At 50.9% G+C, this 11849-nt stretch carries 12 protein-coding genes; 2 read left to right on the forward strand and 10 right to left on the reverse strand.

What is annotated here, in order from left to right; genetic code table 11:
* Positions 1–150: 150 nt before the first annotated feature.
* The 9 genes from C557_RS0100265 to C557_RS0100305 form a co-directional block, all read right to left on the reverse strand.
* On the reverse strand, positions 151–1023 hold the full coding sequence (locus C557_RS0100265; protein ID WP_018749804.1) for a UbiA-like polyprenyltransferase: 873 nt from the start codon (positions 1021–1023) through the stop codon (positions 151–153).
* 36 nt (positions 1024–1059) lie between these two features.
* On the reverse strand, positions 1060–2343 hold the full coding sequence (locus C557_RS0100270) for an aspartate aminotransferase family protein (RefSeq protein WP_018749805.1): 1284 nt from the start codon (positions 2341–2343) through the stop codon (positions 1060–1062).
* 55 nt (positions 2344–2398) lie between these two features.
* A complete protein-coding gene (locus C557_RS0100275; RefSeq protein WP_018749806.1) occupies positions 2399–4426 on the reverse strand; it encodes a peptidase U32 family protein in 2028 nt (675 codons plus the stop codon).
* Between the two features lie 195 nt (positions 4427–4621).
* The gene (locus tag C557_RS0100280) at positions 4622–5422 is read right to left on the reverse strand and encodes an energy-coupling factor transporter transmembrane component T family protein (RefSeq protein ID WP_018749807.1); all 801 of its coding nucleotides are present in this window, start codon (positions 5420–5422) and stop codon (positions 4622–4624) included.
* 1 nt (position 5423) lies between these two features.
* Positions 5424–6359, reverse strand: coding sequence for an energy-coupling factor transporter ATPase (locus C557_RS0100285; RefSeq protein WP_018749808.1), 936 nt, complete (start codon positions 6357–6359; stop codon positions 5424–5426).
* A 15-nt stretch (positions 6360–6374) separates the two neighbouring features.
* Positions 6375–7181, reverse strand: coding sequence for an ATP-binding cassette domain-containing protein (locus C557_RS0100290; protein WP_018749809.1), 807 nt, complete (start codon positions 7179–7181; stop codon positions 6375–6377).
* Positions 7182–7321: 140 nt separating this feature from the next.
* On the reverse strand, positions 7322–7876 hold the full coding sequence (locus C557_RS0100295; RefSeq protein ID WP_018749810.1) for a Gx transporter family protein: 555 nt from the start codon (positions 7874–7876) through the stop codon (positions 7322–7324).
* Entirely contained in the window at positions 7860–8252 is a 393-nt protein-coding gene (locus C557_RS0100300; protein ID WP_018749811.1) for a NusG domain II-containing protein, read from the reverse strand. Before C557_RS0100300 ends, C557_RS0100295 begins: the two co-directional genes overlap by 17 nt.
* A 643-nt stretch (positions 8253–8895) precedes the next feature.
* Positions 8896–9306: a MerR family transcriptional regulator gene (locus C557_RS0100305; protein ID WP_018749812.1), complete on the reverse strand. Its 411-nt coding sequence runs from the start codon at positions 9304–9306 to the stop codon at positions 8896–8898.
* A gap of 155 nt (positions 9307–9461) precedes the next feature.
* Between C557_RS0100305 and C557_RS0100310 the strand changes: the two genes are divergently transcribed.
* Positions 9462–10400 (forward strand): oxidoreductase, encoded by a 939-nt coding sequence (locus C557_RS0100310; RefSeq protein ID WP_018749813.1) that lies wholly within the window; start codon positions 9462–9464, stop codon positions 10398–10400.
* 140 nt (positions 10401–10540) lie between these two features.
* Complete coding sequence (locus tag C557_RS0100315) at positions 10541–10699, forward strand: hypothetical protein (RefSeq protein ID WP_018749814.1); 159 nt, start codon at positions 10541–10543, stop codon at positions 10697–10699.
* A 166-nt stretch (positions 10700–10865) separates the two neighbouring features.
* On the opposite strand, the gene C557_RS25300 is transcribed toward C557_RS0100315, so the two are convergent.
* On the reverse strand, positions 10866–11849 hold a 984-nt coding region (locus C557_RS25300), incomplete at its 5' end, for an exosporium glycoprotein BclB-related protein (protein ID WP_040676273.1).

Genomic DNA, 11849 nt, shown 5'->3' on the forward strand with positions numbered 1-11849 from the left:
CAGACCACGTTAAGCGGTAGTTTTTCTTGCGATTATAGAATTGTTCAGCTCCACTGAAAACTTATAAATTCTATAATCTTAAGATAAAAACAAAGGCGATGCCGGGATATGAACTCCCTTGGCATCGCCTTTAACTATTGGATACAGCAATCACTTCAACATAAAATCTCCGAGAGTAAACAGCAATATCACCATGCTGATTACCTGATTCAAATTGTAAGAGGCCACGTTCATCCGCTTACGGTTTGCGGGCTTGATGATCTTGTGCTCGGTCAATAGAAGGAGAATAGATAGAGCAATTCCTGCCATGTACATCCACCCGAGCTGTCGAATCGGAATCAGAGCAATCAAGAGCAGCACCATAATCAAATGCAGCCCGGCGGCAATACGCAAGCCATTCTTAAGACCAAAGGCGCTGGGGATCGACCAGAGGCCGTGACTACGGTCGAAATCGATGTCCTGCGTTCCGTAAATAATATCAAACCCGGCAATCCACAGCATGACAATGGTGCCCAGAATAAACGGTGTGAAGGCGAATTGCCCCGTCACCGCGAACCAAGCCCCGATGGGAGCGGAAGCGATGGTAAAGCCCAAATACAGATGGCTTAAGTACGTAAACCGCTTGGTATACGAGTAGGAGGAGATCAGGAAGATCGCCACCGGCGATAAAATCAGGCAAAGCCAGTTGAGCATACCCGCAGCAAAAATAAAGATGGCATAATTGATCACAACGAACACAAGAACCTCACGGGATTCCAACAGCTTTCGCGGTAAATGGCGGTGGGCTGTCCGCGGATTCTGCTCATCAAAGACACGGTCGACTACACGGTTGAATGCGTTGGCTCCATTCCGTGCACCAATCAGAGCGATCAGTCCCCAGAACATAACTCTCCAGGAGGGTATCCCTTCCGCAGCCCATACCATGGAAATGATGGCAAATGGCAAGGAAAACAACGTATGTGAAAACATGACCAGCTCGCTGTACAGCCTTATTTTAGTACCGATTTTTCTGGCAACTTCCATGATTAAGTACACACTCCTTTAATACATAGGCCTGAGTCAGGCCAATTCTCCCAGCACAGCTTCCAGAGCTTCCAGCATCCCGTGCACATCCTCCTCCGTAATGACCAGTGGAGGCTGGAAGGCAAGCACATTACGATCCACACCGTTCTTCCCGATAATAAACCCGTGTTGCAGCATGCCTTCAAGCACATCATCCGTAAGTCTTGCCGCTGCATCAGGGTCATTGGCACGTAGTTCTGCGCCGAGCATCAGACCTTCTCCCCGCACCTCGGATACAGACGCCGGGAACCGTGCGGCAAGCTGCTCCAGGCCCGCTCGCAGCAGGCTTCCTAACCGCTCGGCCCGCTCGGGCAAATGATGTGCCTCAATATAGTCCAGCACCGCCAGCGCGGTAATACAGGATACAGGATTCCCTCCGAATGTGGACGCCGACGGGCGGTTAAAGCTGGCGGCAAGCTCATCGGTCGTGGCAAACCCCGCAATCGGAATTCCGCTGCCAAGCGCCTTTGCCATAGTTAAAATATCCGGCGTTACCTGGTAACGATCCATAGCAAACATCCGCCCTGTCCGACCGAAGCCGGTCTGTATCTCATCAGCAATCAACAACACCCCATATTGCTTTAACAGCCGCTTCACTTCAGCGAAATACCAATCCGGCGGCGTCACGATCCCGGCATTGCCCTGAATCGGCTCCACGATCATGGCAGCGATGGTGTCCCCCTTCGCCGCCAGAACGCTCTTCAACGCTGCGATAGAGCGGTGCCCCGCTTCATCGGCGCTCATACCCGGCTCATAAGGCCGCGGGATGAAGGTCACATCGCTGTCCTGCGCAAGCTCCGGGTCTGTACGCCACATCTTCAGGCCGGTGACGCTCATCGTCAGGTAAGTCCGGCCATGCAGCCCCTGCTCCAGCGCCAGAAAGCCCCTGCGGCCCGTATGAAGACGGGCCAGCAGCAACGCCCCCTCATTCGCTTCCGAGCCGCTGTTGACAAAGAAGGTGCGGCTGAGACCGCCTGGCAGCACCTTGGCCAGCCGCTCCGCCAGGTCCACGTTGGGCTGTGTCAAATAGATCGTACACGTATGCTGCAACGTTCGTAGCTGCTCCGCCGTGCGCTCCGCAATCTCCGGGTTACAGTGCCCGCTGGCAACCACGGATACACCGGCGAAGAAATCGGTGTACCGCTTGCCATCGTGACCATACAAGTATTGCATGGACCCCTTTACCAGTTGCGGCGGGTTCCGGTAAAAATGACTGGTGCATGGATAGAAAAATTGTTTACGCTTCTCCAAAATACCGTCCGGTCCGATATAGCTCTGCATGTTCTACGCTTCCCTTCTCCATTGTTTACTTGCCATACTCCACTCTTTGGGCTTCTTAATGAAGCGCCGGGGCGCTCTCCACTTCCTCCGTCGCGGCCTCTGCCCCTGGTCCGGCCATGCCGCTGGCACGCCCACCATCAAATTGTAGCGCGCCTAACGTATAGCCGGCATAAACTGGTGCAAGCTCCGCAAAAAACTTGGCAGATGCCGCAGGATCAGCCAATGCGGCCTTATAGGCACGCACGATCGCGCCAAGCTGCTCCGGGCGATAGGTCGCTCCCTCGATACGGAACACGGACAAGCCAGCGTCCAGAAGCTCCTTAACGGCTGGCATCAGGCAAAGCTCCTTGGCCATCATGAGATGATTCCGGCCGTGAACGTCACGGTACACCGGATTCTCGCCTTTATCGGTCATAAGCACCAGAACATGGTTATCTACATAATGGTTATCTTCTTCCCCAATAGACTGGAAGGCCTCGGCATTTTCATATAAATCATGCTCCATATACATCAGAGCTGGTGAACCATGGACAATAACCTCCAAGGGGTCCTGCGCATGTGCCAACAAGTCCGTCAGATCCTTCAGCGGCAGCTCCATCGATGCGGTCAAACGGGTAACTCCAAGTTCACGGTAAAATGCCGCAGAGAGCTGATTGTATACGTTCAGGTTGTAGTCTCCAATCAGTGGATACCCTTTGCCGGCAAATTTACGAATGGCCCCCAAATTGGTAACCATCAAGCCATCAATGGGCAACCTTTCTCCGGACAATAAGCCATCATAAATTTCAAAATGCAGCTCAGTCATCATACGCGGAAGGCACAATACCAGCCTGGCAGCACCCTTTATAGAAGCCAGAGACTTGATGTCCTCCTTGGTAAATGGACGGTCCGGTTCATATACATCACCAGAGAGATAGATATAGTCTGCGCCCGCCTCCAGAGCGGCTTTCGCCTGCGAGAAATTATTCACATGCACAGACACTCCTGGTTCCATAACGCTCTTGCCAAGGCCGTCTGGCTTCTTCTCTTTTCCCACGGAAGCCAACGCTTCACGGATTGCGCCCACCCGCTTCTCGCCAAGCTCCCGCTCAGCGGTCGGTGTGCTGAACACTTTGCCAGTGCTGTAAAATTTCCCGGTTCCCTCATAACGACGGTTAATATTCGATAATCCCGGACGACCAAAGGCGTAGCCCGTGGAGAAATCACGCTTGCGATTTTCATACAACAGCTTGGTATCCCGGCTGCGCTCAAAACCAACAGGGTCATCGATATAACGATCGATGGCATCTCCATAAGCCTGAACGAGCATAAGAACAAACTCTGCGTCACGCATCCGTCCTTCAATCTTGAAGGAGGTAATCCCTCCATGAATCAATTCGGGGATATGCTCATACATAAACATGTCTTTTACAGCCAGCGGATATTCAGCAGGATATACGTAGCCATCCTTCTTGACCCGGTAATCCCAGCGGCATGGCTTGAGACATTTGCCCCGATTGCTGCTCATGCCAAATACCATGGAACTAAAATAGCAGTTAGCCCCATGCACCGAACACATATCACCATGAACGAAATACTCAAGCTCCATACCGGTTGCTTGTTGAAGATACCTTGTAGTCATCAGATCCATTTCCCGTGAAGTGACCACCCGTGTAACACCCAATTCTTGCAGCGCACGAACCATTTCTACATTATGCACGTTCATCATGACCGAGGAATGCACCTTAATGCCAAGTCCCATTTCCCGAATCAAGGACAAGACGGCAAAATCCTGCACGATAATGGCATCCGGGCCTGCCGAATCCAGGAACTGCAGGTAGGCTCTTGCCTCATCCAGCTCGCCTTCGCCCAGCAGGTTGTTGACGGTGACATATACCTTTTTCCCCAAGCCATGAGCGATCCGGACCGCATCCGTAATCTCCTCCAGGGTAAAATTATAACCCTTGCGCATCAACCGCATATTCAGACTGGGTCCACCAAGATAGACGGCGTCACAGTTCGCTTCAATTACTTTTTTGAAAATTTCAAATGTCCCCACAGGTGCAAGCAGTTCTACTTCTTTACCGTTAAAATAACGTGCCACAGTTGTCTCCTCCTCACAGAAATCCCTCTTAAAATGCGGGTTCAAAAAGTCGGGTTTGTAGGACCGAGAAGGTTGAATGAAGGCCCGGCTGAATTCAAGATTCGATGTCGAATTTACTCCTCGAACAACTCCGCCCTGGGAAGACGACTTTTTTGAACTACCTCTAAAAAGAGTTTCTTCTCAGTCTACTTCTTGCTATTTCCAATGATATACCACACTCGCTACGGCCAATAAAATATAGGAGACCACGAACCACGTATCCCGTCGCCTCCATGCCAGATAATGATACTCTGAGCGCGCTGCGCCAACGATGTAACCACGCGATTCCATCGATAATACCAACTCCTCCGCGCGGCGGAACGCACTGACCGTGACCGGTACCAGCAGCGATACCAGCATCCGTCCCTTCTCCTTCCAGGGAAGCTCCTTTAAGTCGGCTCCCCGGGCGGCTTGAGCCTTCACAATCTTCTGCGTCTCATCGAGAATGGTTGGAATGAAGCGCAAAGCGATGCTCATCATCAGCGTGAGACGGTCCGCGGATATACCAATCAGGCGCAGCGGCTTAAGTACGCCGTTCATCCCCTGATTCAACAGCCCGGGCGTAGTGGTGAACGTTAGTATTGCGGTAAATGAGACCAGCATCCCCATCCGCAAGGCGGCAATTCCTCCGCTGCTCACACCAGCCTGATACAGCGTCCACGAGCCGATTTGCCAGAGGGGAGGACCCTCCTTAACAGCCAGGCATTGCACGATAAATATGAACACCATCAAGGTCCATAACGGCTTTACCGCTTTCAAATAGTATTTGAGGGGAATCCGGGTGGATAACATATAGGCTAGCGAAAATACCACGATCCCAGCCAAAGCAATCCAAGAGTCTACGGCTACAATCGCGACAAGATACAGGACCATGCCGGTCAGCTTGGCCCGCGGATCAACGCCATGGACCCATGAGCCCGTATCAATGCTGCGGCCAAACAACAGCTTGTTGCGCATATTAGCCGTCCCCCTCTCCGGAAGGCTCAAGCTGCGGCGAGGCAGCTTCCTTAGAGAGCGGCGAGGCAGCGGCCTTCATAGCTTGGGCAGGCAAGGCAGCCAGACGCTCCGCCAGCGACTCTGCGGTCAAGCAGGGTTCCTCCTCTTCCAGCCCGTAATGCGTGGCCACGGCATTCCAATAGCGAATACAGTCAGGGATGGCCAGACCGGAGGCTTCCAATCGTTCTGCTTCCTGCACAAGTTCTTTAACACTTCCCTGGAACAATTTATGTCCATCCTCCATCACAATCCACTGATCGGCATAGGGCAGGATTTCTTCCATACGGTGTGTGACTACCAGCACCGTCTTTCCCTCCTCACGATGCAAGCGCGACAGCATACTGGCTAGCTCTGCCCGGCTCTGCGGGTCCAGCGTTGCCGCCGGCTCATCCAGAGCAATGATATCCGGCTCCATTGCGAGCACTGAAGCAATCGCCACCTTGCGCATCTGTCCCCCGCTTAAATGAAATGGATTTCGCGGAAGAAATGAGTCATCAAGGCCAACCAGAGATAGCGCTCTACGGGTACGCCCTCTCGCTTCATCCAGAGTACAGCCGAAATTCAGCGGACCAAAGCAAATATCCTTCTCCACCGTATCCTCGAACAGCTGCTGTTCGGGGAACTGAAATACCAGACCAACCCGGCGCCGCAGCTCTCGCAGCGGTGGTGTTTTATCTCCTGCCTCCATAGTGACATCAAGCACCCGAAGCTTGCCCTCTGTCGGCTTTAAAATTCCGTTAAAGTGCTGCATCAGCGTTGACTTACCCGATCCAGACGCGCCGGCAATTCCGGCGAACACCCCGGTCTCCAGATGCAAGCTGATTTGCTCCAACGCACTATTTCTCCACAGGCTGTGCGCATCATAAGCAAAGCTGACCTGTTCAAAATCAATGGACATTTTCTGAGCCCTCCCTTATCGCCGCTCTAACTCAAGCTCTTCCGGGAGCTCCAGTCCACGTTTTCTTATAGCATGCCGCAGTCTGACACGATAAGGTGTAACCAAACGGCAAGAATCCAGCAAAGCTCCATCCTCAAACAGCTCTGCAGGCGACAGGTCAGCGACTACACGGCCTTCTCCGAGCACGATGGCCCGGTCTGAAGCAAGAATCTCATCTGCATCATGTGTGATAGAGACCATCGTATACTGTCCACTGCCCTGCATATCTTGCAGAATAGCGAGCAGTTCTCCGCGAGCCTTCTCGTCCAGCATAGAAGAGGCCTCATCAAATATAATGATGCCTGGCTCCATCGCCAATATCGAAGCGACGGCCACCCGCTGCTTTTGCCCGCCGGAAAGATCCGCAGGATGCTTGGACAACAGATGGCCGATTTGCATTTTTTTCGCATATTCCCGTACACGCTCCACCATCTGCTCACGCGGCAAGCAGCGGCCTTCCAGTCCAAAGGCTATATCCTCCTCAACCGTGGCTCCGATAAATTGATTGTCCGGATTTTGGAATACCATGCCAATTCGCGGACGCAACATTGCAACCGTGCCTCGGTCCAGCTTCGTGCCCTCCACCCGAATTTCTCCGTCATTCACAGCAAGCAAGCCGCCAAGCAACTTGGCCAAGGTCGATTTCCCGCAGCCGTTAGGACCCACTAGCGACACCCAGCTTCCCGAAGGGATTTCGAGCGTAATTTCGTGAAGCACAGGATGGGCCGGATGATAGGCAAAAGACACTCGCTGCAATTCGTACGCCAGTCTGTTTTCACTCATGATTTTCTCTCCCCTCGGTATGCTATTTGCAGTTCATAATTACGCAAAGAGACAGACGAGAAAATAAGCTTGCCGTCGCTGCCCCTCACGAGTTTCTTGTATTGATCAAATTTTATGGCATCGTGCTTCGTTCAGCTTGCCTATTCTTTTTCAGCAAGAAAGCTTTCAAACAGCTCCAGCTTGGATAGAGCCGGGATCAAGTATCTGACCGCAATCCCGACCGCGATGCCTGTCAACACGCCCATAATCAGAAGCATTGGCAGGTAGTAAAAAATGTTGGAGGTGCGGAAGTAAAAAGCCGCAGTGGTGAGCTGCCCCACATTGTGCGCAATTCCGCCGACGATGCTGATTCCGATGACGCTCAGCTTTTTCCGGCCTATAGCAAGCAGGAACCACATGGCCGCAAAGCTGAATAACGCACCCATAATACTAAATAAAAAACTGGAGAAAGTTCCGAATATAAATGCCGTTAACAATGTCTTCAACAACACCATCATCAGCGAATCTTTCGCTCGCAGGAAGTACAGGCAGGTTAGGACCATAATATTAGCCAAGCCAAGCTTGGCTCCTGGCACGCCCATATTAATAGGAATCGCAGCCTCAATCAGGCTAAGTACGACAGAAACGGCGGCGAAAATCGCAATAATGACCGTTCTCTTCAACATCAGATTGGATTGCTCATTTAACGATCGCATCTACATCGTCTCCTCCTCCGGTAGCCACTACTTCAACCATCAATTTGTGAGGAAGGCATACGATGGTCCCCCCGTTCCGATCAATAAATCCAAAGGTTAAGCACACCTTATCCGGACAATCGGCATCAATCATTTCAATCCCGTAGTCGTGCACCTTGAGCTGGTTGTAGCCAAACTCCGTTTCAATATCAATCGTCTGTTCTTCTCCGGTTAAAGCCACGGTCTTGAACAGCTTCCCGTCAACCGTAATTCTGGCGACTCGTTCCTCATTGTTGTGATTGTTTTCACTTGTGCTATTACCGAGCCATCTTGGCACCAAAAAAACCAAGGCGACCGCCACAATTAATCCGATTAGCAGGATATCTCCGCGTTTCATGGCAAACTCCCTTATAGTCCGTTATAGTCTGTGTTCAAAAAATCAGGTCTTTAGTACCAGAGCTTTTGAACAACCTCTTATATTTTAAATATGTAAATCTTAGATTAACCTATTATACATGGTCTTTCATGTACTTAAGTGTGATTTATGTCTCTTTGTATTATGCTTTCTTTGCTTTTCACAAAATCATCACCCAGCAAGGTATATATTGGTACGATATCACGTTATTTTAGCGCTTGTTTGCGGGAAGTGCAAGCAAGCATAGTTGCAATTTCTTCAAAATGAAGTATACTAGATAATGAATTGTTAAAAACCCGCTTGATTGTTCCTCAAAAGATTATAACTCTCCTTATACCGTTTCGGTATGAAAATTCCTATTTGAATGACCCAATAAAAGTAAGAATTTTATGGTTTTCTGATTCAAACTGGCGCGGTCATCGGAGCCGCAAGGACAAATGAGAGGTAGGGCTTTTGTTGTTTTAGAAATAAGCTATTCGTTAGTTGTAGTCTAAGCAGGAACACCGGGGTGTCTTTCCACGTGTACAGGAAGACCTACGTAACAATACAAAGCAGTAAAATGAAGAAGGAAATCGCTTAGACCTAACTCCAAGTGATTTCCTTCTTTTTTCCTTTTATGGGAAAATCAAGGATTTTTGTGTTCCTGCATAAATTTCAGCGGATCATAACCAGCTTCTGGAGCATTCAGATACGAATCATAGAAAGCAATCTTCAAATCAACAAGATTCAAGTTTTTTTTGAAATCCTCGATTTGCCGCTGGATGCTCTTGCGATGGTTATTCAACAGTTGCCTCCGTGCAGAAGCAGTGTCCGGACCTTGCATGACTAAATCCATATATTCCTTGATGTTCTTGACCGGCATTCCCGAATTTTTCAGACAACAGATCAGCTTGAGAACCTCCAGATCGGTTTCACTAAATGTCCGGTTTCCGGTACTGTTTCGATTAATAAAGGGCAGCAGCCCTTCCTTGTCATAATAGCGAATGGTATGGGCTGAAATGTTACAGGCCTCAGCAACCTCGTGAATCGTATACATGATCAATGTCTCCTTGTGAAAAGGTGAATACATTTGGTTGACTTAGACAGAACTCGAAATGCTACCCTTAGTATAAAGCACACCCATGGACCGCTCAAGGTTCTTCATGTAGGGGATGCATTTTAACACTATGTAGATGATAAGGAGAATGAAGAATGTCCAAAAGGATGAAGCGAGATTGGACTGCCTTGGACATTCCCTCTCAAACGGACGTCACGGTTGTGATTACCGGGACCGGGGGAATTGGGTATGAGACAGCTTTGGAGATGACTCGTGCAGGAGCAGAGGTCATTATGGCTGGTCGAAACGAAAAAAAAGGGACAGAAGCGATAAAAAGGATTGGCCATCTGATTCCTGGCGGGACGATTCGCTTCGAGAAACTTGATTTGGCAGATCTTGCATCTGTTACAGCCTTTAGTGCACGGATGAGGACTCAACTTAAAAGTGTCGATCTATTGATTAACAATGCAGCCGTCATGAGCCCACCCCGGCGTAAGTCAACAAAGGATGGGTTCGAGTTGCAATGGGGTACTAATTATCTTGGACATTTTGCACTAACCGCACAATTGCTCCCCCTCTTGATCAAAGCGAGCCAACCTCGAGTTGTTACATTGAGCAGCATAGCCCATCGTTCAGGCACGCTCCATTTTGATGATTTGCAATCCGAACGCCAGTACAAACCTATGGAAGCCTATGCTCAGTCCAAGCTGGCCTGTCTGATGTTTGCGCTGGAGCTACAACGCAGGAGTAGTGCCGCTGGCTGGGGGATCAAGAGTATGGCAGCACATCCGGGTCTCTCAAGAACTGAACTAATCCCCAACGGATCTGGCAAAAATAGCCTGGCAGGGTTAGTCCGCCGCTTGTTTGGTCCGATCTTTTTCCAGCCGGCTAGTCATGGAGCCTGGCCATCTCTTTTTGCCGCAACGGCGAAAGAAGCAACAGGAGGCACCTATTATGGTCCTTCCAGATTGAACGAGCTTAGAGGGTATCCTGCGGTTGCCAAAATAGCGCCGCAAGCCCTAGATAGCAAGAACGCCGCAAGGCTCTGGGAGGAGTCTGAAAGGTTGACGCAAGTGAATTTTTCTTCGTTGTAATCAGCAAATCCTCGGGTATGTCGCTTCAAGCGCTAAGCCCCAATCGGGCTTAATTCGGAGCAGGCATGGCCTGAATAGCCAATGCCGGTTTAGCTTAGAATAAGTTTGTCTTTCCAAACGAATGTAAAGGGGTGTTAAGCATGCGTGAAGGGTTGATTCCCACCGTTCTTGGAGCCGTAGTGTCCGCTTCTGCCGCATCTTTGCTCGGAAGCAAGTATAAGCTTGCCGCTACTGGTGTGCTTGGATTTGGCTTGGCCCATATCGTGCTCGGCGCCATAGATCTGATCGAGCACCGCTAAGCTTTGCTTTGGAAGACAAGGGTTGTCCTGCGGGATAACCCTTCCCTTAATTTGTATATCTCAAGTCTTTGGAACTCATAGTAAGTCGTTCGGCAAAAAAGAGGACAAATTAACCACCGGCAAAAAGCCGGTGGTTATGGTTATTGAATAGATCAGTTGCTGCTCATTAGACGATATTTACACCAGCACTTACATACCCTGCAGTGGTGGAGGCGATTGCCAGACCTGTTGATCCAGCCGAAACCACCAATAACAAGCGCGTTCCCTCTGTCACTGGTATATTTAGAGGTCCACTATTTCCTGAAATAACAGTACCTATTGAAATTAACCCAGTAAGAGGAGGCAGCGTGACCAAGGCTCCTGGTACTGGTGAAAAAATGTTATTAGGTGTAGTTGATTGATACAATTGTGCTGTAATTAATACTGATCCAATACCCAAGCTTAGTCCCGCTGTAACACTGAAATATGCCGAGATTGAAGTGATGGCGCCATCACGCGGCATTGACCATGAGAAGTTGGTAAGCAATCCAGCCGCACCAGTAAGGTCAATGGTTGCTCCCAGAACGTTGGGCAATAATCCGGAGTTACCAAAGCCCACAACAGCAGGAAGTCCGGCCAAACCACCTAATAAGGTTGTTGGTGCAACTGGTACCCCCGATGCAAACGGAATAATAGTTCCTTCGCCCGTTGGACCCGTCGGGCCTATTGGGCCTGTCGGGCCTATTGGACCTGTCGCCCCATCTGCTCCCGCTGGGCCGGTTGGACCTGCTGGACCGGTTGCTCCATCTGCTCCCGCTGGGCCGGTTGCTCCCGCTGGGCCTGCTGGACCGGTCGCTCCATCTGCTCCCGCTGGGCCTGTCGCTCCTGCTGGACCTGCTGGGCCTGTCGCTCCATCTGCTCCCGCTGGGCCGGTTGGACCTGCTGGACCTGCTGGACCGGTTGCTCCGTCCGCTCCCGCTGGGCCGGTTGGACCTGCTGGGCCTGCTGGGCCGGTCGCTCCATCAACTCCCGCTGGACCGGTTGGACCTGCTGGGCCGGTCGCTCCATCAACTCCCGCTGGGCCTGCTGGACCGGTCGCTCCATCTGCTCCCGCTGGGCCGGTTGCTCCTGCTGGACCTGCCGGACCGGTCGCTCCATCTGCTCCCGCTGG

Source organism: Paenibacillus sanguinis 2301083 = DSM 16941 (genome assembly GCF_000374825.1).
In the GTDB taxonomy this organism is placed as follows: Bacteria; Bacillota; Bacilli; order Paenibacillales; family Paenibacillaceae; genus Fontibacillus; species Fontibacillus sanguinis.

Coding starts and splice junctions, on each gene's coding strand:
- C557_RS0100280 (WP_018749807.1), bottom strand. CDS start 5,422: ATGCGCAACAAGCTGTTGTTTGGCCGCAGCATTGATACGGGCTCATGG.
- C557_RS0100270 (WP_018749805.1), bottom strand. CDS start 2,343: ATGCAGAGCTATATCGGACCGGACGGTATTTTGGAGAAGCGTAAACAA.
- C557_RS0100295 (WP_018749810.1), bottom strand. CDS start 7,876: ATGCGATCGTTAAATGAGCAATCCAATCTGATGTTGAAGAGAACGGTC.
- C557_RS0100265 (WP_018749804.1), bottom strand. CDS start 1,023: ATGGAAGTTGCCAGAAAAATCGGTACTAAAATAAGGCTGTACAGCGAG.
- C557_RS0100310 (WP_018749813.1), top strand. CDS start 9,462: ATGTCCAAAAGGATGAAGCGAGATTGGACTGCCTTGGACATTCCCTCT.
- C557_RS0100300 (WP_018749811.1), bottom strand. CDS start 8,252: ATGAAACGCGGAGATATCCTGCTAATCGGATTAATTGTGGCGGTCGCC.
- C557_RS0100285 (WP_018749808.1), bottom strand. CDS start 6,359: ATGTCCATTGATTTTGAACAGGTCAGCTTTGCTTATGATGCGCACAGC.
- C557_RS0100290 (WP_018749809.1), bottom strand. CDS start 7,181: ATGAGTGAAAACAGACTGGCGTACGAATTGCAGCGAGTGTCTTTTGCC.
- C557_RS0100305 (WP_018749812.1), bottom strand. CDS start 9,306: ATGTATACGATTCACGAGGTTGCTGAGGCCTGTAACATTTCAGCCCAT.
- C557_RS0100315 (WP_018749814.1), top strand. CDS start 10,541: ATGCGTGAAGGGTTGATTCCCACCGTTCTTGGAGCCGTAGTGTCCGCT.